Origin of the sequence: Pseudomonas sp. 65/3-MNA-CIBAN-0223, from assembly GCF_040310425.1 — a bacterium.
In the GTDB taxonomy this organism is placed as follows: Bacteria; Pseudomonadota; Gammaproteobacteria; order Pseudomonadales; family Pseudomonadaceae; genus Aquipseudomonas; species Aquipseudomonas gregormendelii.
Genome location: NZ_JBEOPV010000004.1, coordinates 171,189 through 195,026, shown reverse-complemented (window position 1 = coordinate 195,026; position 23,838 = coordinate 171,189). Strand labels below are relative to the sequence as shown.

Here is a 23,838-nt window from a genome sequence, read left to right as displayed (position 1 = left end):
AGATCCTTATGCGGTCTTGCCCTGGCTGACGCATTCACCGCGTCGCCATAGGCTCCATTGGCCCGGTTCGTAGCGGGTCCAGGTTTCGTTTTCGGTCAGCGGTTCGGTGGCGATCACCGTGACCACGTCATTGGGCGTGGTTTCCGCCTGGAAATCGACGATCACATCAACATCCTTCAACCGCGCCGGGCCAAAGGGGGCTCGGCGGGTGATCTGGGCCAGTTTGGTCGAGCAATAGCAGAACAACCAGTCGCCGTCGCTGAGCAGGCAATTGAATACGCCCTTGCTGCGGTATTCGGCGCAGGCTGCGACCAGGTCGGGCAGCAACGCTTTAACTTCAACCGGCTCCGGAAACGCGGCGCGCACCCGGTTGAGCAGGTCGCAGAACGCCGCTTCGCTGTCGGTATCGCCCACTGGGCGGTAGAAGCTGGTGATTGGCTGGAAATCGGCAAGCTGGCCGTTGTGCGCGAAGCACCAGTTGCGTCCCCACAGTTCGCGGACGAATGGATGAGTATTGGACAGGCAGACCTTGCCGACGTTGGCCTGGCGGATGTGCCCGATCACTACTTCGCTCTTGATCGGATAGCGCTGCACCAGGTTGGCGACCTCAGACTCGCAACTCGCGGCCGGGTCCTGGAACAACCTCAATCCACGACCTTCGTAGAAAGCGATGCCCCAGCCGTCACGGTGCGGGCCGGTACGCCCGCCGCGCTGCATCAGCCCGGTAAAGCTGAACACGATATCGGTCGGGACATTGGCGCTCATGCCCAATAACTCACACATGCTCGGACTCTCGATGAAAGGCGGGGGCACGTCTACAGACGGGGTTCGACCCGCAAACGCTGGGGGTTGCCGGGTACCGGGGGCCGACCATAGCGATCATCGCCGGCACCACCGAACAGGTGCTCGTCTTCAGGCTCATCGGCCCGGGCGGCAGCCTTGGCAGCATCGGCCTGTGCCTTGCGGGCCCGGGCTGAGCGTTCCATGGCGAAACGGATCGCCACGTAAACCAGATAGACGCCGAAGGCGAGCATCCCGTACATAAACAGGTCGCTGATTGCTCGCCAGGCGTTGTTACCCACCTTGAACATCAGGTCCAGAGCGGTGATGGCGACGGCTGGGGCCACTTTGGCCTTCACCGGATCGACCACGGTCGGGCTGAACAGCAACACAGCCACCAGCAGCCGCAGCGGCTCGCGCAGCCAACGCCACATCCAGCGGGTCATGCGCATCCATACCAGCAGGCAGCCCAAAGCGGCAAAGGCGTAGAGGCCCCAGGCGATCAGATAGTCATTCTCGGTCATGGTGTCCATGGCAAGGCAGGCAAAGAGGCGCTTATAGTAACGACTTTTCGCCCGTCCGGCTTGTCTCCTGTAGGAGCAAAGCTTGCTCGCGATGACGTCAGCCCAATCGAAATCGATTGTGAATGCTGGTGCACAATCGCGAGCAAGCTTTGCTCCCACAGTGCTGCAACCCAACAGACAGTGCCTGCACAGCCCTATTCCGTACATCGTCCGAGAGCCCTTCATGCCGCCATCCGCCAACATTCAAGACGCACCCATTGCCCACAAGGCTGAAGGTCCAGACCCGTATGCCTGGCTGCAGGAACGCGACACCGGCCCGGTGCTCGACTATCTGAAGGCTGAAAACCATTATCAGGAAGCACAGACCGCCGATCAGGCCGGGCTGCGTGAAAGCCTGTTCGAAGAGATCAAGGGCCGGATCCTCGAGACCGACCTGTCCCTGCCCTCCCCCTGGGGCCCGTACCTGTATTACACCCGCACCACTGCCGGTGACGAGTACGCGCGTCATTACCGTTGCCCGCGCCCGGCCGATGACAGCCTGCAGCTCGACGAAAGCCAGGAACAACTGCTGCTCGACCCCAACGCACTGGCCAAGGGTGGCTTCTTTTCCCTGGGCGCGTTCAGCATCAGCCCGGACCACCAGCGCCTGGCCTACAGCATTGACTCCACGGGCGATGAGATCTACACGCTGTTCGTGAAGGAATTGTCCAATGGTCGCGTCAGCGAACTGGAGTTCGAGGACTGTGACGGCAGCATGACCTGGGCCAACGACAGCCTGACCCTGTTCTTCGGCGAGCTTGACGACACCCATCGCCCGCACAAGCTATACCGCTACCGGCTCGACGGCACGGCGGCCGAAGAAGTGTTCCATGAACCGGACGGGCGATTCTTCCTGCATTGCTACCGCTCCAGTTCCGAGCTGCAACTGCTCCTGGCGCTGGGCAGCAAGACCACGAGCGAAGTCTGGGTGCTGGATGCCGCGCAGCCACAACAAGGCTTCACTTGCGTGGCGCCGCGCCGGGAAGGCCATGAGTACGATGTCGACCACGGCGCGCTTGATGGCCAGTGGAGCTGGTTTATCCGCACCAACCGCGACGGCATCAACTTCGCCCTGTACCACGCTGACGACACGGGTGTGGCCCCGACCGAGGAACAATGGCAGAACCTGATTCCCCACAGCCACCTGACCATGATCGATGGCATGAGCCTTAATGCCGCAGCCATGACCTTGAGCCTGCGGGTCGGCGGGCTGCCGGTGATTGAAGTGCACCCACAGGATCTGCCCAGCTACCGCGTGCAATTGCCCGACGCGGCCTACAGCCTTCACGTGCAGAACAGCCTGGAGTTCGCCAGCGAGCGGATCCGCCTGCGCTACGAAGCACTGAACCGGCCGGCGCAGATCCGCCAGCTGGACCTTGCCACGGGTGAGCAGCAGGTGCTCAAGCAAACCCCGGTACTCGGCCCGTTCGACGCCGATGCCTACGTCAGCCAGCGCCTGTGGGCAACGGCACCCGACGGCACACAGGTGCCGATCAGCCTGGTAGTCAAGCGTGAGGCCCTGGGCCAACCGACTCCACTGTACTTGTACGGCTACGGCGCATATGGCGAAAGCCTCGACCCATGGTTCTCCCACGCGCGCCTGAGCCTGCTGGATCGCGGAGTCGCGTTCGCCATTGCCCACGTGCGCGGCGGCGGCGAACTCGGTGAAGCCTGGTACCGCGCAGGCAAGCAGGAGCACAAGCACAATACCTTCAGCGACTTCATCGCCTGCGCCGAGCACTTGATTGCCAATGGCTACACCACCGCCCCGCAGTTGGCGATCAGCGGCGGCAGCGCCGGCGGCCTGTTGATCGGCGCGGTGCTCAACCAGCGGCCCGAGCTGTTTGGCGCGGCCATCGCCGAAGTGCCGTTCGTCGACGTGCTTAACACCATGCTCGACCCGGATCTGCCGTTGACCGTCACCGAGTACGACGAGTGGGGCAACCCTGAAGAACCCGAGGTGTACGAACGCATCAAGGCTTATGCACCTTACGAAAACATTACCGCCCAGGCTTATCCAGCCACCCTGGTGATTGCCGGCTACAACGACAGCCGCGTGCAGTATTGGGAGGCTGCGAAGTGGGTGGCCAAGTTGCGCGCCACCAAGACCGACGCCAATCCACTGCTGCTCAAGACTGAGCTGGGAGCCGGGCATGGCGGGATGAGCGGGCGTTACCAGGGCTTGCGCGATGTGGCACTCGAATACGCATTCGTGTTCAAGGTGCTGGGTATCGCCTGACACCCCTGGCTTTTTCCTGTAGCCGCTGGCGAAGTGGGAACACAGCGTGCTCGCGATGACGGTTTCGCATCCAGCATTGATGCTGACAGTCACCCCGCTATCGCGAGCAAGCTTGGCTCCCACAGTTGGCCAGCGGCTACAACCGTTGGTTATCCGCCGGGGGATTTGATTTTGGTGCTGTTTTGCTCAAGGCCCGGCAACGTCTGGTCCTTGGGCGGGTTGGGCATTTCGATCGGCGGCAACAACGGCGCGCTGCCGCTGCCAGGGCCCGCTTTGGGCACGCTGGTCGGGGTGATCTGTGGGTAGGGAGTCGGTGTCGCGGTGCCCGGCGAGCCGGGCATTGGCGCAGGGCTGGTGGGAATGGTTTGCAGCTCCTGGGCCTGCACTGCAGTTATCGAGAGCGCGGCCAAGGCAATGACCGTTAGAATGGTGCGCTTCATCAATGGCTCCGTTAGCCTTGTTGTCTGGTCTCAGGCTACTCCCAACTGCGCGCGTTTGCCCTCCCCCATGCCAATTCTTCTCAAGCCAATTTTTCAAGAGAGCCACATGAAACGTTTCGTACTGCTCGACACCACCCCCATCCCTGAAAATGGCGGTGCCCTGTGCCTGTTCGAGTACGGCGAGGACTTCGTCATCAAGATCCAGGGGGGTGACGGCGGCCAGTTGATGAACACCCGCATGCACGGCTCCGAGGATGCGCTGGCTGAAATCCCCTGCCGCAAAGTCGCCGGACGGCCGAATTCGCGGGTCTTGATCGGCGGCCTGGGCATGGGCTTTACCCTCGCCTCGGCGCTCAAGCACCTGGGCAAGACGGCTGAAGTGGTGGTCGCCGAACTGGTGCCAGGCGTGGTCGAATGGAACCGTGGGCCGCTGGGCGAAAAATCCGGTAACCCGCTGCTCGACCCGCGCACGGTGATTCGCCTGGAAGATGTCGCCAAAGTGCTGCAGGCCGAACCTCAGGGCTTCGATGCGATCATGCTGGACGTCGACAACGGCCCCGAAGGCCTGACCCAGAAGGCCAACAGCTGGCTGTACTCCGCTGGCGGCTTGAGCGCATGCGCCAAGGCCCTGCGGCCCAAAGGCGTGCTGGCCGTATGGTCGGCGAGTGCCGACCGGCAGTTTTCCGACAAACTGAAGAAGGCCGGGTTCAAGGCCGAGGAAGTCCAGGTCTTTGCCCACGGCAACAAAGGCACCCGCCACACCATCTGGATTGCCGAGAAGCTCAAGGGCTGAGCTAAACTCTGTTCATAACCGTCATCAGTCTTTTTTACAAAGGTGAACCCATGAGTTCGTCAACAACCCCGACCAACACCTCGAAGCTGGACCGCATCCTCGCCGATAACCAGCGCGACAAGGAAATGGGGTACCGCGACAAGGCCCTGAAGATGTACCCGCACGTGTGTGGCCGCTGCACCCGAGAATTTTCCGGTAAGCGCCTTAGCGAATTGACCGTGCATCACCGTGACCATAACCACGACAACAACCCCCAGGACGGCTCGAACTGGGAGCTGCTGTGCCTGTATTGCCATGACAATGAGCACTCGCGGTACACCGACCAGCAGTATTTCAGCGAGGGTTCGTTGAGCTCGCCGAAGATTGCCAAGGCGACGCACAACCCGTTCGCGGCGCTGGCAGGGTTGATGAAGAAGGAAGACTGAAGGTAGTCATAGACTGGGCTGGCCCCTTCGCGAGCAAGCCCGTCCACAACAGTGCTTCAAACCAGCACCCCTGCCCCAATCCCCGTATAATCGCCGTTTTTTCCCGAAGGCACCCCGCTCGTGGCAGACAAACGGTACAGCTGCATTGGTTTGTATAACCCCAAGTCACCGGAAAACGTCGGTTCGGTCATGCGCGCCGCCGGCTGCTATGGCGTGGCCTCGGTTTTCTACACCGGCAAGCGCTATGAACGCGCCGCTGATTTCGTCACCGACACCAAGCGGGTCCACTACGATATCCCGCTGATTGGCATCGATGACCTGAAAAAAATCCTGCCCCTGGGTTGCGTCCCGGTGGCGGTTGAACTGGTCGAAGGTGCCCGCGCCCTGCCTGAGTACACCCATCCCGATCGCGCCCTGTACATCTTCGGCCCGGAAGACGGCTCGCTGGACAAGGAGATACGTGACTGGTGTGAAGACGTGGTCTACATCCCGACAACCGGCTGCATGAACCTCGCAGCAACCGTTAACGTGGTGCTCTACGACCGCATGGCCAAAGGCCTGAACACCCGCTCCGGGGCGAAATTTCGCTAAATTGCTGCACATCCGATGGAACAAGCCGCCCGCGATGGCAGTCAGCTTAATTATCTATTCTTGAAGCAGTCCATCCAGCCAGGAGACAGATCATGAGCGAACTCAAACGCGTACAGCGCATTGAATCCACCCCGTTCCAAACCTACCCCGAGCAGAACGTTCACGGTTGGGAACGCATCGGCTCACTCGCCGGCGGCGTGGTGATGATGGGCAAAGGCCTGCGTCGCGGCGGGATTTTTGGTTTGATCCAGGTGGCGATCGGCGGCGTGGCCCTGGCCCGCGGTATCACCGGGCACAGTTCGGCCAAGAGCCTGCTGGAAAAGAGTCGCCAGGACATGAACAACGTTCGGGCGAAGATCGAGCGCGCCGGGGCAGAATTGACCCAGTTGAAGAAGAACGCCGAGGCAGCGACCAGTACGGCTACTGTGACTGGCAATGATTCGCTGGTTTCGCCGAAGACTGGGGTTTAAGGGTTTAAGAGCAAAAGATCGTCCGAAGGCTCGGGCCGCGTCCGGACGATCTTTAGATCTACTGGAGCAACTCAGTATCCAAAACCTTGGAAGGCTCGCCAATCACACTCTCGGCCAACTGCACAAATTCCCTGGTATCCACACTTTCCAATCGCATCGCCCCGCGCAGCACATCGTCCAGCGAGCGCTTGTTGCGGGTCTTGATGCGTATCTCCTGGTCCAGCTCCCCCAGCAGTAACACCGCCCTGCCAATCTGCGCCGAATCGACCTGCTCGCCGCGCAGGGTCTTCACCTTCTCGCCCTCTCGCGCCAATTTTTTGTGCAAGCTGGCATACCGCTCATCGCTCATGCCGCCAGCCCGGCGCACCAGTTCGATGGCGTAGTACTCGGCGAACCCCTCACTGATCCAGTCGCTGCGCTGCTTATCATTGATGCGTGCAAACAGCTGGGCCAATTCGCGCACCAGTGCACTGCTGCCGCTTTCGCTGACCAGCGGCAACCGGGAGTTGAGGTATATGGATTCACGTGCGGCCAGACTCCCGCGCCACATAGGGTCGCTGGCGCCGACGATCAGCAGTTTGGTCGGATGCCGAGGGTACATCGCCTGGACCTGGGGCCAGATGAATGTCAGCAGCGTCAGCACATCCATACGCCGCATGCCCTGCCCCTGGGGAGACGCCACCGTGACCTCGGTTTCCCCAAGTCGTGTGCGACGAGTCCCCAGGTGGCCGGCGAGCATCCATCCTGTGGGTCGGTCGAACAGCCGGGAGATGTTATCAATGCGGAATTTGTTCCGGCCGATCCGCGGCCAGGCGGTCTCCACGCTGTTCCAGCCCGTCGGCAACTCGAACTCAAGGCGAGACACCAGCTCGATGCCATCCTGCTGATCGAGCCTGGCGGCGGGCACCAGATCGTCACCGCGCATCAGCGCCCAGGTGGGCGTCATGCGCGTCTCGAAGCTGCCGCCCTTGCGACCATGACTGATGCGCACACGATAGGTCAGGCTGGACTTGTCGGCAGCCGGTCGCCAAATGCCGCGCGTTTGCTTGCCCGGCACGAGTTGCCACTGGCCGTCGGTTTTGAAGTCGCTGTAATGGCTGCCATCGCCCAGGTCGAAATCCAGGCTACGGACGGTAGATCCCTGGGCGAGTGTCAGCCGCACCTCGGCCTCGTCACTTTGCGGCAACAGGCGCACGTGGTAATCGAGATCGACTTTCTTCGCCGCCCACACCGATGAACTCAGGGCCAGCAGCCCCACCGCCAACGCCTGGCGCAATCCCACAGCCATACACTCTCCTTGTGGCGAGCGGACAATCAACCCGCGCGGAAAATCAGATGGTCTTCCCAATCGTCTTCGGCCACGCTGCCTTCGGCCAGCATGCGCCCTGATTGTGAAATGCGTTCATGGTGCACCGCATCGCGATCACCGCAGACCAGATGGTGCCAGAGCGGCAGGTCCTTGCCCTCACTGACCAGGCGGTAACCGCAGGTCGGCGGCAGCCATTTGAACTCGTCGGCCTTGCCAGGCGTGAGCTGGATGCAGTCTGGCACCGAAGCTCGACGGTTCGGGTAATCACTGCACTGGCAGGTCTTCAAATCCAGTAACTTGCAGGCGATTCGCGTGTAATAGACGCTGTTGTCATCTTCATCTTCGAGCTTTTGCAGGCAGCACAGGCCGCAGCCGTCGCACAGCGATTCCCATTCCTCTTGATCGAGTTGATCGAGGGTTTTGCTTATCCAGAACGGTTCGACTTTGGCGGCCATGGTTCGAGCATCGACATCAGGTGGTGAAAAGGCCGCCAGTCTAGTGCCACACGCCCTGCGGGCCAAGCATTGGCGACTGCCGGTAGAACTCACTTGTCAGTTTTGACGCCGCCACGTAGGGTTTTGCGTCGCCCACTTTCATACCAAGCAAGGAATCTGTCGATGAGTGCCAACCCGCGTGTTGCCGATTACGCTATCCACCCGCAGTTCACCGACCGCTGGTCGCCCCGCGCATTCACCGGCGAAGCCATTCCCGAGGAAACCCTGCTGAGCTTCTTCGAAGCCGCACGCTGGGCGCCCTCGGCCTACAACTCGCAGCCGTGGCGGTTCCTGTACGCACGTCGCGACACGCCAAACTGGGAGCGTTACCTCGGCCTGCTGAACGAATTCAACCGCAGCTGGGCGCAACACGCCTCAGCACTGATCATTGTGATCTCCAAGACCAGCTTCACCGCCCCGGGCGCCAGTGAAGAAACCCCGGCGCTGTGGCACACGTTCGACACCGGTTCGGCCTGGGGGCATCTGGCCCTGCAAGCGAGCATCAGCGGTTGGCACACTCACGGCATGGCCGGGTTTGACCAGGCGCTGACCCGCAAGGAACTGAACATCCCCGAGGGTTATGCCCTGCACGCGGCGGTGGCTGTGGGCAAGTTGGGGGATAAGGCGACCCTGGCGGAATACCTGCAGGCACGCGAGTTGCCAAGCCCGCGTCGGCCGTTGGCCGAGTTGGCGGCTGAGGGAGATTTCACCCTCTAAAAGCAAAAGATCGCAGCCTGCGGCAGCTCCTACAGGTGGACAACACATGGCCCTGTAGGAGTTGCCGCAGGCTGCGACCTTTTTGGAGACGACTCAATACCCGCGACTGAAATCCACTTCCCCGCGCAACGCTTCGCCCGCCTGGTACGCCCGCAGATTCTCGACGAACAGTTGCACCATCATCGAAGGTGAGGTCGGTGCCGAGCTGTGGCCGGTCAGCAGCAAGCCCCACGCTGTCCAGAACGGATGCCGCTGCGGCAATGGCTCCTGGCGGCAGACGTCGATGACCGCGCCGGCCAGATGCCCTTCCTTCAAGGCTTCCACCAGATCGGCATCCACTACCGCGACTCCACGACCCACATTGAGGAACAACGCGGTGGGCTTGAATTGCTTGAACAGCGCAGCATCGTAGAGATCGTGGGTGTGAGGCGTGTTCGGCAACAGGTTGATCACGTAATCCACTTCACCCACCAGCCGAGGCAGGTCCGACAGGGTGCCGACCTCGACAAATGGTGCCTGCTCGCGGGCTTCGCTGGCGATGCCGTATAACTCGACGCCAAAGGGCTGCAGAAAACGGGCAACGGTCTGGCCGATGTCGCCAGTGCCGACGATCAACACCTTGCGACCCGCCAGGCTCTGGCCCTGGCGACTGTCCCACTTGCGCTCGACCTGGCTGACCAGGCGGGGCAGCACCTCGCGCTCGTGACCCAGCAGATAGGTCAGTACGTACTCGGCCATGACCTGGCCAAAAATCCCCACCGCCCGGGTCAGACGGTAGTGCCGTGGCAAGCCGTCGGCGAGCAGCGGTGTGATTCCCGCCCAGGTCGACTGCAGCCATTGTGGTTGGTGGCCCTGACGCAGCAGGTTGGCCAGCAGATCCGGCTGGCCCAGCCAGACCGGACAGTCGGCAGCCTGGCTGGCCAGTTCGGCGGAGTCACCACTGGTCAGCACTTCCAGCTCAGGCGCGGCCTGGCGCAACAGTTGGGCGTACACAGGATGGTCGTGTTCAGCAATCAGAACGCGCATGGTTCAAACCTTTCGAAAACAGTGCGGACAACCGCCGCTGGAGTCAGCCTCCATCGCGCGGTCATCGCCAGATATCAATTCCAGTGTTTCAGGGAAGCTCGCAGCCTTGGCCGATTACATCGGGTCGTTGCGTCGCAGCAACTCTTCCGGAAGGTGCTCGATGTACTCGTCTTCAGCGGGCGGCATTTGCAGGTGGTAACCCTGTTTGTCGAGGTTTTCCAGCACCACCGTGATGTCCTCGCGCGACAGCTTGCGCTCAGGCGTGAGCACCAGGTCGAACGCGTGGTGCGGCTTGCCGAACGCCGCCATCAGGCTTTCCGGAACGCGCTCCAGGGCATCGCTCTTGAGCACATAGAGATACATCTCGTTCTTTTTCAGGCTTCGATAAATGGAGCAAATACGTTTCAAGGCTGTTCTCCGGCGGTGGCCAGGCTGTCGAGCAGCGCCTGGCCCATCAATTCGCGGCGCCAGCCACGCAGCGAATCAGGCAATTGGTAGGGACCATTGGGAAAGCCGCTCTTGAGCAAGGCTTCCAGGGTTTTCTTGCGCAGCATCAGTTCCGGCGCAATGTTCAGGCGTTCGGCTTCGGCCTGGCCGATCGCACGCAGTTGCTTGACCAGCACGGCAGCGTCCACCGGCAAGGGCTCAGGCACGGCAGGCGGCCATTGATCAGGCGACACACTGCCTGAGCGTTTGATCAGATCAAGCAGAAACTCGCCGTCCTGACGCACGGTACGCGGGTGCATGTCCTCGATCTTGCCCAGCGCGCCCAGGCTGTCCGGTTGGGTACGCGCCAGCGGCCACAGGGAATGCTCGCGCACGATACGGTTGCGCGGCAGATCACGGGCGCGGGCTTCGCGCTCGCGCCAGGCGCACAATTCACGCAACACGGCCAGTTGGGCACGGGACAGCTTCCAGGCCAGCTTGGCTTCGCGGTAGACCTCGTACGGATCGATCTCCCGACGCAAGTTGGCGACCAGTTCGGCACCATCTTCCAGAACCCAGTTGTATTTGTCTTCAGACAGCTTCGGACGCAGCCGTACGAAAACTTCCGCCAGATGCAGGGCGTCTTCCGCGGCGTAGCTGATCTGAGTGTCGGAAAGTGGACGTTGCAGCCAGTCCGAACGAGTCTCGCCCTTGGGCAGGTCGATCCCCAGCACTTCCTGCACCAGCCGCGAATAACCCATGGAGAAGCCCAGGTTCAGGTACGCGGCCGCCAGTTGAGTGTCGAACAGCGGGGCCGGCAGACTGCCGGTCAGGCGCAGCAACACCTCGAGGTCTTCGCTGCACGCGTGCACCACCTTGACCACCGCCGGGTTTTCCAGCAATGCGGCCAGCGGCTGCCAGTTGTCGATGGTCAACGGATCAATCAGGTAAGCGCGTACGCCATCGCCGATCTGCAGCAGGCCTGCAATCGGGTAAAAGGTGTCGACCCGCATGAATTCGGTGTCGAGGGCAACGTAGGGCAGTTGCTGCCATTCGGCGCAAAAGCGACCGAGGCTATCGTTGTCGCGAATCCAATGAATATCGATGGCCACACGGCTCTCCCTTGAAGAATGGCGCGCAGTATATATCGCCCCCGGCGATTTCCGCGCCTCCACTGAACAAGAGCTTTAGCGAAAAGATGTACATGACGGCAAGAAATGTCTGACGGGCGGAGGTTTACGGGGTGCAGGCCGCTTCGCTTGCCCTACTGTTTAGCCAGCACTCCATCGATCACCGCACCGCGACAGCCGGCAAACATATCCAGGTCCTGGTCGTAGACCTTGCTGTTGACCTGCAGCAGGCCCAGCATCGAGTGAAACAGGTTGTCCTGGCTCAGGGGTTTGTCACGACTTAGCTGCAGGCAGTGAGTGTCCACCGAAAACGACTTCTGATAACTGTCGGAGAACCAGGCCAGCATCGCCACATGCTTTTGCTGGTCCGGTGCGAGCATGTAAGGCGTGCCATGCAGGAACAGGTTGTACTCACCCAGGGATTCGCCGTGATCCGACAGATAGAGCATCGCCGTGTCGACTTTGTCCTGATTGCTGCGCAATACGTCGATCAGCGAAGACAGGACATGGTCGGTATACACCAGGGTGTTGTCGTAGCCATTGATGATACTTTCGCGACTGCAATTGTTCAGCGCATTACTTTCGCAAACAGGGGTGAAGTGTTCGTATTCCTTGGGGTAACGCTTGAAGTATTCCGGGCCATGGCTGCCCATCTGGTGCAACACCAGCACGGTGTCCTTGTCCAGGGAGTCGATGAAATGCTGCAGGCCCTGCAGCAGGATTTCATCGCGGCATTCACTGCTGGCGCATAAGCCGGGCGTCTGCAGATTGCTGACGTCTTCAAAGGTGACGCGGTCGCAGGTGCCTTTGCATCCCGACTGATTGTCACGCCAGATTACGTCCAGCCCTGCCCGCTTGAGCACATCCAGCAGGCCCTCTTCGCTCTTTGCCTGGCTTGCGTTGTAACCCTTGCGGCCCATGTTGGAAAACATGCACGGCACGGAGACAGCCGTTTCAGTGCCGCAGGAATGCACATCAGTGAATGCGATCAGGCCCGCCTCCTTACCAAGTTTGGGCGTGGTATCGCGACCGTACCCAAGAATGCCGAAGTTTTCCGCCCGGGCACTTTCGCCCACCACCAGCACCGTCAGTGATTTGCGGCCGTGGGTTTGCCAGGCAGGGTTGCGCTGGGCGTCTTCGCCAATCTTCACAAAGGGGCGCTGTGCCGTCACCACCTGCTCCTTAATAAAGCCAAGCGAGGCAGCAATGTAATTACTTGGCACCACCATCAGGCGCAATTCATGGTGATTGCGAAACAAGGAGGACAGGCCTTGATAGTTGATAAGCGCAATCGCTCCAATGACCGCAGCCGAGGCCACACTTACCAAACCTTTGCTTAATAGCTCGCGGTGCCAACGCCGATAATTGACAGGCAGTTTCCACAACAACCAGGAGGGTAAAACCCCAAGCAACAATATATAAGCCAGCAACTTAATTGACAGTAAATCGCGAACTTCCGTTGCGTTGGTCTGGGCAAAGTTACGCAGCATGCCAATGTCCATCAGCACGCCATATTGACTCATGAAGTACGCCACCCCGGCGCTGCACAGGAAGATCAGCGTCAGTGCAGGTTTCAGGACAGGCCGAAACGCCAGCAACGTCAGCACGATGTTGAAGGCCGCCAGGATCATCACCCCGAACGCGATCCGCATCGCCAGCCCCTGGCCGTCGTTGGCGGTAATCTCGGCCAGGTGCTGCCACAGTACGAAATTAAAACCTGTTAATAAAAAGACACTGGCAGCAAGTGTCACCCACTCGGGGCGAACGGCTTTTAACTTCAACATGATTTCGGCAGTTCCTGAAGAGAGGCGCTTGGGACAAATGTGAAAAAATCATTTATCCCGGCGACGTTAACTCTAGGCAGCCAACCATCAATTTTTTGTGAAAAATTAGCCAACGATTAGTTGGCTAATGGCACAGGGGTCAAACTTGCAGTGTATTTGAGAATGATTCAGGCCTGGTGCAAGTACCAGCGCCAGTCCTGTTCGCCGACCTCGCCCATGAATTGCCGGTACTCGGCCCGTTTAACCGCCAGGTAAACCCCGAGGAACTCAGGACCGAACGCCTCCCGCGCCCAACTCGACGCTTCCAGCGCGCGCAGGGTGGTCAGCCAGTCAGTGGGGAGTAATTCCTTGGCCTGGGCATAGCCATTGCCTTCCACCGGCGCCCCGGGGTCGAGTTGTTCAAGAATGCCGCGATGGATACCGGCCAGGATCGCCGCCGCCGCCAGGTACGGGTTGGCATCAGCGCCACAAATGCGATGCTCGATATGCCGGGAAAACGCCGGGCCGCCGGGCACGCGCAAGCTGACCGTACGATTGTCCACGCCCCAGGTAGCGGCCAGCGGCGCGTAGCTGTTGGTCTGAAAGCGGCGATAGGAATTGGCATTCGGGCAAAACAACAGCAACGAATCCAGCAAGGTGCTTAGCATGCCGCCGACCGCATGCCTGAGCAGCGGCGTGCCGTCCGCCGCTTCGCTGGCAAACAGGTTGTTACCCTCGCAGTCCGCCAGGCTGACGTGCATGTGCATCCCGGTGCCCGCCAGGTCATCGAACGGTTTGGCCATGAAACACGCCGTCATCCCGTGCTTGTGCGCCACACCCTTGACCAGCCGCTTGTAGCGCACCGCTTCGTCCATGGCCTGCAGCGCATCGGTGCGGTGTTCGAGGGTGATTTCCACCTGCCCGGGCGCGTATTCGGAAATCGCCGTACGCGCCGGAATGCCCTGGAGTTTACAGGCGCTGTAGAGATCGGCCAGGAACGGCTCAATCTGCTCGAGCTCGCGCAGGCCATAGACCTGAGTACCCCGTGGGCGACCGCCGTCGACGTCCCGCGCCGGCTGTGGGCGCCCGTTACCGTCGCGCTGCTGATCCAGCAGATAAAACTCCAGTTCCGCCGCCATCACCGGGTAATAACCGTCGGCCTGCAAGCCCTCAATCACTTTGGCCAGCAGATGCCGCGGGTCGGCAATGGTCGCCGGCATTCCTTCGGTGGGGTGCATGCTGACCTGCACCGCCGCCGTCGGAATCAAGCGCCACGGCATGCGCGTCAGGCTGCCGCTGATCGGGTAGGCGCGACAATCGATGTCACCCACGTCCCACACCAGCCCGGAGTTTTCCACGTCATCGCCATTGATGGTCAGGCCAAGGATAGTGCTCGGCAGCGGACGGCCAGTGGCGTACACCGCCAGCAGTTCATCGCGGTGCAGCAACTTGCCCCTCGGTACTCCATTGTTGTCGAGGATAAACAGCTCGAACATCTCGATGTCCGGATTCTGTTCCAGAAAGGTCAGGGCTTCCTGCTGTGTGGCGAAGGCGGTCGTGGCACTGCTCATGGGATTTCTCTTGTTTGCGTGTCAGGCAAGCGCGCACGCGCTGCCCGATTGATCCCGAAACGAGCCGGGACCGGTTATTGATGAATCAACGCAGAACGCAGAAATCCGGCGGGCGCGCGTGACGGCAGTGCCACAGCGCCCAGAAGGCCAGTTCGGAAGGAAGTGTGACGGGGCAACCGTCCATAGGACAAACCGTGCAAAACAGATAACAGCAGCGTCACACGGGTGGTTGGGGTATTAAATCGGCATTTGAAGAACCTTGGGTGTGGGTTGGCTAAACAATCAGCACTATTTAATTTCCAAATACCAAAGCCGACTTTCTGATTTGCCGCCCGCCAACTCGCGCCTGCTTAATCGGCACCTGCTCATTTAAGGTCCGATCCATGGAAACCGTCCGCACCACCGCCCGCCCCGCCCTTCTACTAATGTTCGCCATCGTCCTGGTTGCGCTCAACCTGCGCCCCTCCATGGCCGCCATCGGCCCGTTGCTGTCGGCGATTCGTGGGGACATTGAACTGAGTTTCAGTCTGGCGTCGCTGCTGACCATGCTCCCGGTGATGGCGATGGGTGTGGCGATGTTCTTCGGCATCCGCGTCAGCCAGCGCCTGGGCGAACAACGGACCGTGGTCCTTTCCCTGCTGATCATCGGTGTGGCTACCGCATCACGACTATTCCTCGACTCCGCAGCCGAACTGATTCTCAGCGCCGTGCTGGCAGGCGTGGGCATTGCCCTGATTCAGGCGTTGATGCCAGCCCTGATCAAGTCGCGCTTCAGGGACAACGTCGCCCTGTGCATGGGCCTCTATGTCACCTCGATCATGGGCGGCGCGGCCATCGCCGCCGCCTTTGCCCCGCTGGTGATGATTCGCACTGGTAGCTGGCGAGTCGGCCTGGCAGTCTGGGCCGCGCTCGCGGTGGTCGCCCTGATTTTCTGGATGGCACAGCCCGCGCAGCAATCGCTGATCGAATCAAAGTCGGCCACCAGGCAGTCTTTTTTCAACAATTCCCGCGCCTGGCTGCTCGCCATCTTCTTTGGCCTGGGCACCGCGTCCTACACTTGCGTGCTGGCCTGGTTGGCGCCGTACTATGTGGAAAAAGGCTGGAGCGAACAGGACGCCGGCTTGCTTCTGGGTTTCCTGACAGCCATGGAAGTGCTGTCCGGCCTGGCCACCCCGGCCATCGCCAACCGCAGCCGTGACCGCCGCCTGGTGCTGGTGGTGTTGCTGGGACTGATCATGGCGGGTTTCTGCGGGCTGATCCTCAGCCCGCAGCACCTGAGCCTGATGTGGCCATGCCTGCTGGGGCTGGGCATTGGCGGGCTGTTTCCAATGAGCCTGATCGTGTCCATGGATCACTTGGACAACCCGCAACGTGCGGGAAGCCTGACCGCGTTCGTGCAGGGCATCGGCTACCTGATCGCCGGTGTCTCGCCGCTGCTCGCGGGTATGATTCGCGATCATCTGGGCAGCTTCGAGTGGGCCTGGTGGGCCCTGACTGCCGTCGTGGCACTGATGATCCTGATGGTCCTGCGCTTCGATCCCCGGCACTACGCTCGACACATTCACTGAAGGACGATTCTCCTGAATCCGTCGATCCGTTAGGATCCTTCGCAGACCGTTGCGCCCACCTGCGCAACAAGGACTGCGAGACGCAATGGATGCTCAACAGCAACGTACTTAGAAAGCTCGACATGCAGGACCTCATGGTGTTCGTTGCCGTGTACCAGCAACACAACGTCACCGCCGTGTCCGAAGCCCTGTGCGTCAGCCAGTCGACTGTGAGCTACTGCCTGAAAAAACTTCGCGCGGCTTTTGCCGATGAGTTGTTCCTCTACAGTCGTTCCGGCATGCAGCCCACTTACAAAGCCGACAGCATGTACCCGCACGTGTTGAAAGTCCTCGAACACATCAACCTGTGCCAAGCCGGCTCAACGACCTTCGACCCCGCCCTGCGGCCAACCACCTTCAACCTGTGCGCCCCGGAATATTTCGAACAACTGATCCTGCCACGCCTGCTCAAGCACTTCGCGTTTGCCGACTGGCCGGTGACCGTCAACGTGCACAAACTCGAATCCGACATCCCGGCCCAAGCCCTGCGCGACGGCAGCCTCGACCTGGTGATCTGCTTCGGCCCGAACTTCCATCGCAGCCACGGCGACATCAAGTCGGCGACGCTGCTGGAAGATCAACTGGTCTGCGTCTTCGACAAACCCGCCGCCCCCGGCGAGCCCCGGTTGAGCCTGGACGAACTCGTCGAACGCCGCCACGTGTTCCCCACCCCGTGGACTTCCAGCAGCAACATGGTCGACGGCTGGCTGGCGCAACAGGGGCGCAGTCGCCAGATCGTAGCGCGGGCCAACAGTTATGGCGCGGCGTTGAAGATGATCAAGGGGACGGAGTTCGTGGTGATGTTGCCGAAGAGTATTCAACAGGCGCTTGCTGGCGATGGCGGGTTTGGGTGTTGCGAAGCGCCGGTTGGGTTGCCAGGTTTTTGCCTGGATATGCAGTGGCATCAGGGAATGGAGAAAGATGGCGCTAATGCCTGGTTACGCGAGCAGATCGATCTGGCATGTGACCGGCAGAGCAAGTAGCGCAAGGACCAGGGCTCACACTGTGATGGGTGAGCCTGTTCCAATCCCAAGTGAAGATAACTGGCTGACAGCTCCAACCCAATCAGTGCCCAACCGCCGTCTTCGCATAAGACTCCCGATCAATATCCAGAATCTCCACGCACAACTGCACGTCCACCCCCACCGGCCATTCACACAAATCCTGCACCACCGCCAACAGGCTCTCCGACAGTTGCTTCTTGATCTGCGGCGATCTCCCGCTGAGCAGCGCCAGCTTCACATGCACGAAGCCACGCTCGGCCATGGCAGTGCCGACCTTGAAGGTCTCGACTTTGATCGCGCGGCTTTTGATGTCGAATTCGGCAGCGAACTGGCCGGAGCCCACCAAGGTGTTGTTCAGCCGGATCAAGGCGACGTCGGCGTTCAGGCCTGGCAGGTTGGCGGTGTATTCCATGTGCAGGTGGGGCATGTCGAATGCTCTTTGGAGTGGCGGGAGGGTCGTACGTATAGCACAGAGTTTACGGGCTCACGGCGCTGGGGGCATAAGATCGGTCGCGCTCATGAAGGTTTCCAGGCGTTTGCGCAGCCAGCGTTCGGCCGGGTCGGTGTCGACGTGGCTGAGCCAGACCATCGACAGGTCGAGGGTCGGAGTCTTGAACGGGAATGGCTCTTTGAACAGTGCACCGGACGCGGCCATGGCTTCGGCCGCGTAGTCCGGCAGGCTGGCGATCAGGTCGGTGCCGGCCAACAGCGCGGGCAAGGAGCTGTATTGCGGCACGGACAGCACGACCTGGCGGGTGCGGCCGATCTCTGCCAGCCATTCATCGGCGTAGCCGCTGACGTTGGCGGTGTGGGACACCAGCACGTGGGGACGCGCGCAGTATTCGTCCAGGGTCAGCGGGGTGTCGGACGCATCGGCGCGCAGGATGCTGGGCTGGATGTGCCGCAGCAATTTGCGCTTGGCGTTGGCCGGCAGGCCGCGGGTCTGGCTGATGCCGACGGTGATGTCGCCAGACGCCAGCAAGTCGGGAATGCGCCAGTAGTCGACATGCTGCACCACGAACACCACTTTCGGCGCTTCCTGGCGCAGGGCCCGCAACAGCGGCGGCAGCAGGCCGAATTCGACGTCATCAGACAGGCCGATGCGGAAGGTCATGGTGCTCACTGCGGGATCGAAATCGTGGGTCAGGCTCAGGGCGATCGACAGCGAATCCAGGGCCGGCGAAAGATACTTGATTAACTCTTCGGCGCGGGCGGTGGGTTCCATGCGATGGCCGACCCGAATGAACAATGGGTCGTTGAACATCGTGCGCAGGCGGTTGAGCGCCGAACTGATGGTCGGTTGACCGAGAAACAGCTTCTCGGCAACCCGCGTGACGTTGCGTTCAAGCATCAATGTCTCGAACACCACCATCAGGTTGATGTCGGCCTTGCGTAGCTCATTGCGATTCATCCATTGCCCCCTTGTCCCCCTGAACTGCGGGCAGTGTAGGAAGACCTGGGGCCTGGCGTCCATCGGCATGAACGCCAGCGGCGTGACTTGCACTCACACGGGTAGCGGATAAAGGGCCTCATCGAACTGCGCCAGGCGCGGGAACGTCAGTGGTTGCTCGTCGCTCAGGTGCTCCAGGCGCTGCTGGTAATCGTGCAGGAAACCCTTGCGGGCCTCGTCGCTGATGTAAGGCACGTGCCAGGCGACAAAGGGTTGCAGAACGTCGAAGCCGACGTAGGCCAGGGTGCCTCGCAGGATAGGACGCAGCATGTCTTGCAGCGGACCGTGAATCGCGCCCTCGCCGAACATGTGCTCGCGCCCGCCGAGGGTGACTGTCACCAGCGCCTTCTTGCCGCTCAAACCGCCCTGGTCGTAAAAACGCTTGCCGCCATAACACACGCCGGACACCAGCACCCGATCGATCCAGCCCTTGAGCATGGCCGGTGCGGAGAACCAGAAAATCGGGAAGTTGAGGATCAGCAAGTCAGCCCACAGCAGTTTGTCGAGTTCCTGCTGGATATCCGGCGCCAGGGACTGGCTCTTGACGCCCAGGCGTTGCTCCAGGGCGTACACCAGGTAGTCGGGATTGTCCCGCGAGGAAAAATCATCGGCGCTGGCCACCGGGTTCCAGTTCATCGCGTACAGATCGCTGACCTTGACCTCGTGCCCCTGGGCCTGGAGTGTCGCGACAGCCTGGTCACGCAGGGCTGCGGTGAACGAGTTGGGTTCGGGATGGGCGTGAACGATCAATACTTTCATGGGTATTCCTTGAATGCTGGCACGTTGGGGGGAGTCATACCTGGATCGCCTTCACTTCGACGAATTCGTTAAGTCCTTCCTCCCCCCATTCACGACCATTGCCTGACTGTTTGTAGCCACCGAATGGCGCCTGATAGTTGAACGCCGCGCCGTTCAGAAAACACTGCCCGGCACGCAGCTGCCGCGCCAATCCCAGGGCCCGCTCCCGGCTGCCGGTCCAGACGCCGCTGGACAGGCCGAAAGGCGAGTCGTTGGCCATTTGGATCGCCTGCGCTTCATCGGCGTACGGAATCAGGCACAGCACCGGCCCGAAGATTTCTTCCTGGGCGATGCGCATGCGGTTGTCGACGTCAGCGAACAGCGTCGGACTGACGTAGAACCCGCGCTCGAATTCGTCAGTCTCGCCACCGAGCACCAGCCGTGCGCCTTCCTGCTGGCCGACCTGGATGTAGTCGCGCACGGTGCGCCGCTGGGCCGCAGAACACATCGGCCCAAGGAAGCTCTGCGGGTCCAGCGGATCGCCCATGCGCAGGCTTTGGGCCTCGGCGATGGCGATTTCCACAGCCTCGGCGTAACGGCTCGCCGGCAGCAGCATGCGGGTCAGTGCAGTGCAGGTCTGGCCAGAGTTGATCATCACGTCCTGAACGCCATAGCGCACCGCTGCGGCCAGGTCGGCATCCTCGGCGATCAGCAGCGGCGACTTGCCGCCCAGTTCCAGGCATACGCGCTTGACCGACGGCGCCGCCGCCTGGGCCACACGAACGCCAGCGCCGGTGGAGCCAGTGAACGACACCATGTCCACGTCCGGATGCCTGGCCAGCGCTTCTCCGACTTTCGCACCCGGCCCGCTGACCAGGTTGAACACCCCCGCAGGCAAGCCGATTTCCTCGATCATCTGCGCCAGGAAGAACGCATGCAGCGGTGTTTCCTGGCTCGGCTTGACCACCACGGTGCACCCGGCTGCCAGCGCCGGTGCCAGTTTGCCGATCAACTGATGCAGCGGGTAGTTCCAAGGGTTGATGAACGCGCAAACGCCCACCGCCTCGCGCACCACCCATGAGTTGCCGACCTCGCGGACTTCATCCATCAGGCCGGCCAGTTCGATGTATTGCTCAAGCCCCTCGATGGGCCCGTCCACTTGGACCGCACGGCACCACTGCACCGGCATGCCCAGTTCCGCAGTGATCACTGCGGCCATTTCGTCGGCACGCTCGCGCAGTTGCCCGGCCAGCGCGCGGATGTAGCCGGCGCGCACGCTTGAAGGTGTGCGAGACCATGAACCGAAAGCACGCCGAGCCGCGGCTACCGCGTTGTCGACATCCCGTTCATCGCCCAGCGGCACTGAACCGGCGGCGGTCTCGGTTGCCGGGTTGATCACCTGGGCGACGCCCTGCCCTGACGGCGCCTGCCAGCGGCCATCGATAAACAGCGCTGTGTAATCATGCATAGTGTCGGGTCTCCATCAGTTCACTGGCGCAGCGGGCGATGCGCTGGCAGGCGTCACTCAGGTGTTCTGCCCCCACCACCAGGCCCAGGCGTATATGCCCGGCGGCACTGGGGCCGAAGGCTTCGCCGGCCAGGACCGAGACGCCATGGCGGTCGAGCAGACGGTCGGCGAATGCCTGGGCGCTGAGCCCGGTTTCGCGTATGTCGACCATCACGAACATCCCGCCATCGGGCGTCAGGGGGCGCACGCCGGGGCAGTCGGCAAGGCTGGCGCAGACTAGATCGCGTCGCTGGCGATAGGCATCGCGCATGGCCTGCAACTCCGGCAGGTTGCTTTGCAGCGCCACCACGGCAGCGTCCTGAATGAATTCGGGGGAGCCATACAACATGCACAGCGCAAGGTTTTCCAGGTGCTGCGCCAACGCCGGCGGCGCCACCGTCCAGCCGACTCGCCAGCCGGTCATGGCGTGGGATTTCGACAGGCTGTTGAGCGTCGCGGTGCGCTCGGCCATGCCCGGCAAACTGGCCGGGCTGACGTGCTCGCCCTCGAACAGCAATTCGCTGTAGACCTCATCGGAAATCAACCACAGGTCATGGTCGATGCACAGCCCGGCCAGTGCCTGCCAGGTGGTGCGCGGCAGGCTGGCGCCAGATGGATTGTGCGGACTGTTCAGCGCCAGCGCGCGAGTCCGCGGGGTGATGCGCGCCGCAACGTCTTCGGGTAATACCCGGAAGCCATTCTCGGGCCGCACCGGCACCGGGATCACCACCGCACCGCAGGCCCCGAACACCGCTTCGTAGGTCACGTACATCGGCTCGGCGACTATCACTTCATCGCCTGGATTGAGCACGCACTGGGCCACGCAAAACAGCGCGCACTGGGCACCGGCAAGCACCGTGACCTGGTCGGCCGACACCGCCTGGCCGCTGCGTTGCTGGTGCCGCCTGGCAATGGCTTCGCGCAGGGTGCGTTTGCCGCGCACGTCGGCGTAGTGAGTGTTGCCATTAAGCAGGCTGTCGATGGCCGCCTGGACAATCGGCACCGGGGTGTCGAAATCCGGATCGCCCACGGACAACAGCAGAATGTCTTCGCCCTGTTCCTGCAGCGCCAGCGCGCGGTAATGGATGTCCCAGGCAGCGGCGCCGTCACCGGCGATTCGTTGGGTCAGATCGGAAAAACGCATGGCCTGCTCCTTTTAAAAAAGCCCAAAAAAATGAAAATCAATGCGCGCAGGCATGCTTGAGCTCGATCAGGGTGACGCCGTTACGCTTGAAGCCATGGCGCAGATCGGTCTGCAACTCGGCCAGGCTTTGCGGCTGGGTGACGGTGCAGCCGAACGCGCGCCCGAGGGCGGCGAAATCCGGATTGCGCGGCAACACGCCGATGGGTTCGATGTCCAGGCCCAGCATGTCGTCGCGGATCTGCCCCAGGGCATCGTTGTTCCACAGCAACACGACCAGCGGGCTGTCCAGTTCCTCGACCGCCGTCGCCAGTTCCTGCGCGGTGTAGAGGAAACCACCGTCGCCGACCAGCACCAGCCCCGGCCGATTGGGCGCGCCAAACTTGGCGCCGATGCCGGCCGGCAGGCCGTAACCCAAGGTGCCGTAGCCGGTCGGGTGCAACCAGCTGCGCGGGGCGCGGCTGTTGAAGGCGTAGTTGCCGGTGTAGGCCAACTGGGTCATGTCGGTGCTGATGAAGGCGTTGTCCGGCAGCTCGGCGGCAATGCGCTCAAGAATGCCCTGGTGAATCGACTGCAACGGGCCGTGGCTGTTCTTCACCGCATCACGCAGTTTCGCGACGCTGGCGATTGCTGCGTTGGCATCACGGTCGGTGGCGGGCAGACGCTCCAGCAGGCCGGCGAGCGTCTGTTGCGCGTCGCCTTGCAGAGCCACAGCACAAGGATAGAAGTCGTTGAATTTTCGCGGATCGATGTCCACCCGCAGCAGTTCGGCGGTCAACGGCAAGCGCTCGCGCCAGAAATCGGTGTCGGCCATTTCGGTACCGACCGCCAACACCACGTCGGCTTCGGCGATCAGGTTCCAGCCGGGCTCGATGCACAGGCTCGAACCGGCGTTGAGCGGATCATCCGTTGGCAACAGCCCTTTGCCGGCGACGCTGGTGAACAGCGGCGCGGCCAGTCGGGTGCTGATGGTTTGCAGCTCCTGCGTCGCGTGAAGGGCGCCGCCACCGGCAATGATCATCGGTCGCTTGGCGTTTTGCAGCTTGGTCGCGGCGTGTTCCATGGCCGTGTTCGAGGCCGGTCCGCGTCCCGGACGCCGTACCACGTCGTTGCTCCAGTCGCGATTCACTGGCGCCGCCAGCACGTCCAGCGGTACCGAAATGTGTACCGGGCGCGGGCGTTCGCTGTCGAACACGGCATAGGCGCGGGCGATCAATTCGGGCAGGTCCTCGGCACTCAACGCCACCGCCGAGAACGCGGTAATCGGCGCAGTCATGGCGCGCTGATCCTGGGTTTCGTGCAGACAGCCCCAGCCCTTGCCGAGGCTGGCCGTGTGGTTGACGCTGGAGATCACCAGCATCGGAATCGAGTCGGCGTACGCCTGGCCGATGCCGGTCGCCGCGTTGGTCACGCCCGGCCCGGTGATGATGAAGCACACGCCCGGTTTGCCGCTGACCCGGGCATAACCGTCAGCCATGAAGCTGGCACCCTGTTCGTGTCGGGTCAGCACATGGCGAATGCCGCTGCCCGGCAGGCCCCGATACAGCTCCAGGGTATGCACGCCGGGAATGCCGAACACGGTGTCGACGCCGTAGTTGGCCAGCAGTCGCACCAGGGCCTGGCCACCGGTCAATGTCTTGGTTTGCATGTTCAT

At 61.7% G+C, this 23,838-nt stretch carries 24 protein-coding genes; 8 read left to right on the top strand and 16 right to left on the bottom strand.

From position 1 onward, the window contains the following. Positions 1-6: 6 nt before the first annotated feature. A complete protein-coding gene (locus AAEZ09_RS05945; protein ID WP_350598597.1) occupies positions 7-783 on the bottom strand; it encodes a class II glutamine amidotransferase in 777 nt (258 codons plus the stop codon). 32 nt (positions 784-815) lie between these two features. After that, a complete protein-coding gene (locus AAEZ09_RS05940) occupies positions 816-1,313 on the bottom strand; it encodes a hypothetical protein (RefSeq protein ID WP_045058728.1) in 498 nt (165 codons plus the stop codon). Positions 1,314-1,527: 214 nt separating this feature from the next. On the opposite strand from AAEZ09_RS05940, the gene AAEZ09_RS05935 reads away from it, so the two are divergent. Continuing rightward, complete coding sequence (locus AAEZ09_RS05935; RefSeq protein ID WP_350598594.1) at positions 1,528-3,582, top strand: S9 family peptidase; 2,055 nt, start codon at positions 1,528-1,530, stop codon at positions 3,580-3,582. Between the two features lie 149 nt (positions 3,583-3,731). Here the strand turns inward: AAEZ09_RS05935 and AAEZ09_RS05930 are convergent, their stop codons facing one another. Further along, a complete protein-coding gene (locus tag AAEZ09_RS05930) occupies positions 3,732-4,022 on the bottom strand; it encodes a hypothetical protein (protein WP_122837854.1) in 291 nt (96 codons plus the stop codon). Positions 4,023-4,128: 106 nt separating this feature from the next. Here AAEZ09_RS05930 and AAEZ09_RS05925 point away from each other — a divergent pair, with 106 nt between their 5' ends. The 4 genes from AAEZ09_RS05925 (at position 4,129) to AAEZ09_RS05910 (ending at position 6,301) form a co-directional block, all read left to right on the top strand. Beyond that, positions 4,129-4,815: a spermidine synthase gene (locus tag AAEZ09_RS05925; RefSeq protein ID WP_045058731.1), complete on the top strand. Its 687-nt coding sequence runs from the start codon at positions 4,129-4,131 to the stop codon at positions 4,813-4,815. A 50-nt stretch (positions 4,816-4,865) separates the two neighbouring features. Beyond that, positions 4,866-5,240: a YajD family HNH nuclease gene (locus AAEZ09_RS05920; RefSeq protein ID WP_045058732.1), complete on the top strand. Its 375-nt coding sequence runs from the start codon at positions 4,866-4,868 to the stop codon at positions 5,238-5,240. Between the two features lie 120 nt (positions 5,241-5,360). Further along, complete coding sequence (locus tag AAEZ09_RS05915; protein ID WP_045058733.1) at positions 5,361-5,831, top strand: RNA methyltransferase; 471 nt, start codon at positions 5,361-5,363, stop codon at positions 5,829-5,831. A 92-nt stretch (positions 5,832-5,923) separates the two neighbouring features. Further along, a complete protein-coding gene (locus AAEZ09_RS05910; RefSeq protein WP_045058734.1) occupies positions 5,924-6,301 on the top strand; it encodes a YgaP family membrane protein in 378 nt (125 codons plus the stop codon). A 58-nt stretch (positions 6,302-6,359) separates the two neighbouring features. Here AAEZ09_RS05910 and AAEZ09_RS05905 read toward each other — a convergent pair whose 3' ends face one another. Together AAEZ09_RS05905 and AAEZ09_RS05900 are read right to left on the bottom strand one after the other, a co-directional pair. Then, positions 6,360-7,589, bottom strand: coding sequence for a hypothetical protein (locus AAEZ09_RS05905; protein ID WP_350598590.1), 1,230 nt, complete (start codon positions 7,587-7,589; stop codon positions 6,360-6,362). A gap of 26 nt (positions 7,590-7,615) precedes the next feature. After that, positions 7,616-8,065, bottom strand: coding sequence for a YcgN family cysteine cluster protein (locus AAEZ09_RS05900; RefSeq protein WP_045058736.1), 450 nt, complete (start codon positions 8,063-8,065; stop codon positions 7,616-7,618). Positions 8,066-8,227: 162 nt separating this feature from the next. Between AAEZ09_RS05900 and AAEZ09_RS05895 the strand changes: the two genes are divergently transcribed. Further along, positions 8,228-8,821: a nitroreductase family protein gene (locus tag AAEZ09_RS05895; protein WP_045058737.1), complete on the top strand. Its 594-nt coding sequence runs from the start codon at positions 8,228-8,230 to the stop codon at positions 8,819-8,821. 93 nt (positions 8,822-8,914) lie between these two features. Here AAEZ09_RS05895 and AAEZ09_RS05890 read toward each other — a convergent pair whose 3' ends face one another. The 5 genes from AAEZ09_RS05890 to AAEZ09_RS05870 form a co-directional block, all read right to left on the bottom strand. Then, positions 8,915-9,847, bottom strand: a complete 933-nt coding sequence (locus AAEZ09_RS05890) for a D-2-hydroxyacid dehydrogenase (protein WP_045058738.1) — start codon at positions 9,845-9,847, stop codon at positions 8,915-8,917. Between the two features lie 114 nt (positions 9,848-9,961). After that, complete coding sequence (locus AAEZ09_RS05885; RefSeq protein WP_008036150.1) at positions 9,962-10,255, bottom strand: YcgL domain-containing protein; 294 nt, start codon at positions 10,253-10,255, stop codon at positions 9,962-9,964. Beyond that, positions 10,252-11,385 (bottom strand): ribonuclease D, encoded by a 1,134-nt coding sequence (rnd, locus tag AAEZ09_RS05880; protein WP_205891888.1) that lies wholly within the window; start codon positions 11,383-11,385, stop codon positions 10,252-10,254. Before rnd ends, AAEZ09_RS05885 begins: the two co-directional genes overlap by 4 nt. 152 nt (positions 11,386-11,537) lie before the next feature. Then, on the bottom strand, positions 11,538-13,187 hold the full coding sequence (locus AAEZ09_RS05875) for a phosphoethanolamine transferase (protein WP_350598587.1): 1,650 nt from the start codon (positions 13,185-13,187) through the stop codon (positions 11,538-11,540). Between the two features lie 167 nt (positions 13,188-13,354). Beyond that, on the bottom strand, positions 13,355-14,737 hold the full coding sequence (locus tag AAEZ09_RS05870; RefSeq protein ID WP_350598585.1) for a glutamine synthetase family protein: 1,383 nt from the start codon (positions 14,735-14,737) through the stop codon (positions 13,355-13,357). 383 nt (positions 14,738-15,120) lie between these two features. Between AAEZ09_RS05870 and AAEZ09_RS05865 the strand changes: the two genes are divergently transcribed. Together AAEZ09_RS05865 and AAEZ09_RS05860 are read left to right on the top strand one after the other, a co-directional pair. Then, entirely contained in the window at positions 15,121-16,305 is a 1,185-nt protein-coding gene (locus AAEZ09_RS05865; protein ID WP_350598583.1) for a cyanate transporter, read from the top strand. An 89-nt stretch (positions 16,306-16,394) separates the two neighbouring features. Beyond that, complete coding sequence (locus AAEZ09_RS05860) at positions 16,395-17,327, top strand: LysR family transcriptional regulator (RefSeq protein WP_350598581.1); 933 nt, start codon at positions 16,395-16,397, stop codon at positions 17,325-17,327. An 82-nt stretch (positions 17,328-17,409) separates the two neighbouring features. On the opposite strand, the gene AAEZ09_RS05855 is transcribed toward AAEZ09_RS05860, so the two are convergent. The 6 genes from AAEZ09_RS05855 to AAEZ09_RS05830 form a co-directional block, all read right to left on the bottom strand. Next, positions 17,410-17,775, bottom strand: coding sequence for a 5-carboxymethyl-2-hydroxymuconate Delta-isomerase (locus tag AAEZ09_RS05855; RefSeq protein WP_045058744.1), 366 nt, complete (start codon positions 17,773-17,775; stop codon positions 17,410-17,412). A gap of 57 nt (positions 17,776-17,832) precedes the next feature. Beyond that, entirely contained in the window at positions 17,833-18,759 is a 927-nt protein-coding gene (locus tag AAEZ09_RS05850; protein ID WP_045058745.1) for a LysR substrate-binding domain-containing protein, read from the bottom strand. A 93-nt stretch (positions 18,760-18,852) separates the two neighbouring features. Continuing rightward, on the bottom strand, positions 18,853-19,557 hold the full coding sequence (locus tag AAEZ09_RS05845) for an NAD(P)H-dependent oxidoreductase (RefSeq protein ID WP_205891884.1): 705 nt from the start codon (positions 19,555-19,557) through the stop codon (positions 18,853-18,855). A 34-nt stretch (positions 19,558-19,591) separates the two neighbouring features. Next, on the bottom strand, positions 19,592-21,004 hold the full coding sequence (locus AAEZ09_RS05840) for an aldehyde dehydrogenase family protein (protein WP_350598578.1): 1,413 nt from the start codon (positions 21,002-21,004) through the stop codon (positions 19,592-19,594). Continuing rightward, positions 20,997-22,187 (bottom strand): pyridoxal phosphate-dependent aminotransferase, encoded by a 1,191-nt coding sequence (locus tag AAEZ09_RS05835; protein WP_350598576.1) that lies wholly within the window; start codon positions 22,185-22,187, stop codon positions 20,997-20,999. Before AAEZ09_RS05835 ends, AAEZ09_RS05840 begins: the two co-directional genes overlap by 8 nt. A gap of 37 nt (positions 22,188-22,224) precedes the next feature. Continuing rightward, the gene (locus AAEZ09_RS05830) at positions 22,225-23,832 is read right to left on the bottom strand and encodes a 5-guanidino-2-oxopentanoate decarboxylase (protein WP_350598574.1); all 1,608 of its coding nucleotides are present in this window, start codon (positions 23,830-23,832) and stop codon (positions 22,225-22,227) included. Positions 23,833-23,838: the final 6 nt, after the last annotated feature.

Coding starts and splice junctions, on each gene's coding strand:
- AAEZ09_RS05830 (WP_350598574.1), bottom strand. CDS start 23,832: ATGCAAACCAAGACATTGACCGGTGGCCAGGCCCTGGTGCGACTGCTG.
- AAEZ09_RS05870 (WP_350598585.1), bottom strand. CDS start 14,737: ATGAGCAGTGCCACGACCGCCTTCGCCACACAGCAGGAAGCCCTGACC.
- AAEZ09_RS05935 (WP_350598594.1), top strand. CDS start 1,528: ATGCCGCCATCCGCCAACATTCAAGACGCACCCATTGCCCACAAGGCT.
- AAEZ09_RS05910 (WP_045058734.1), top strand. CDS start 5,924: ATGAGCGAACTCAAACGCGTACAGCGCATTGAATCCACCCCGTTCCAA.
- AAEZ09_RS05850 (WP_045058745.1), bottom strand. CDS start 18,759: ATGAATCGCAATGAGCTACGCAAGGCCGACATCAACCTGATGGTGGTG.
- AAEZ09_RS05840 (WP_350598578.1), bottom strand. CDS start 21,004: ATGCATGATTACACAGCGCTGTTTATCGATGGCCGCTGGCAGGCGCCG.
- AAEZ09_RS05845 (WP_205891884.1), bottom strand. CDS start 19,557: ATGAAAGTATTGATCGTTCACGCCCATCCCGAACCCAACTCGTTCACC.
- AAEZ09_RS05905 (WP_350598590.1), bottom strand. CDS start 7,589: ATGGCTGTGGGATTGCGCCAGGCGTTGGCGGTGGGGCTGCTGGCCCTG.
- AAEZ09_RS05860 (WP_350598581.1), top strand. CDS start 16,395: ATGCTCAACAGCAACGTACTTAGAAAGCTCGACATGCAGGACCTCATG.
- AAEZ09_RS05865 (WP_350598583.1), top strand. CDS start 15,121: ATGGAAACCGTCCGCACCACCGCCCGCCCCGCCCTTCTACTAATGTTC.
- AAEZ09_RS05930 (WP_122837854.1), bottom strand. CDS start 4,022: ATGAAGCGCACCATTCTAACGGTCATTGCCTTGGCCGCGCTCTCGATA.
- AAEZ09_RS05890 (WP_045058738.1), bottom strand. CDS start 9,847: ATGCGCGTTCTGATTGCTGAACACGACCATCCTGTGTACGCCCAACTG.
- AAEZ09_RS05855 (WP_045058744.1), bottom strand. CDS start 17,775: ATGCCCCACCTGCACATGGAATACACCGCCAACCTGCCAGGCCTGAAC.
- AAEZ09_RS05920 (WP_045058732.1), top strand. CDS start 4,866: ATGAGTTCGTCAACAACCCCGACCAACACCTCGAAGCTGGACCGCATC.
- AAEZ09_RS05900 (WP_045058736.1), bottom strand. CDS start 8,065: ATGGCCGCCAAAGTCGAACCGTTCTGGATAAGCAAAACCCTCGATCAA.
- AAEZ09_RS05835 (WP_350598576.1), bottom strand. CDS start 22,187: ATGCGTTTTTCCGATCTGACCCAACGAATCGCCGGTGACGGCGCCGCT.
- AAEZ09_RS05940 (WP_045058728.1), bottom strand. CDS start 1,313: ATGGACACCATGACCGAGAATGACTATCTGATCGCCTGGGGCCTCTAC.
- AAEZ09_RS05875 (WP_350598587.1), bottom strand. CDS start 13,187: ATGTTGAAGTTAAAAGCCGTTCGCCCCGAGTGGGTGACACTTGCTGCC.
- AAEZ09_RS05895 (WP_045058737.1), top strand. CDS start 8,228: ATGAGTGCCAACCCGCGTGTTGCCGATTACGCTATCCACCCGCAGTTC.
- AAEZ09_RS05925 (WP_045058731.1), top strand. CDS start 4,129: ATGAAACGTTTCGTACTGCTCGACACCACCCCCATCCCTGAAAATGGC.
- AAEZ09_RS05945 (WP_350598597.1), bottom strand. CDS start 783: ATGTGTGAGTTATTGGGCATGAGCGCCAATGTCCCGACCGATATCGTG.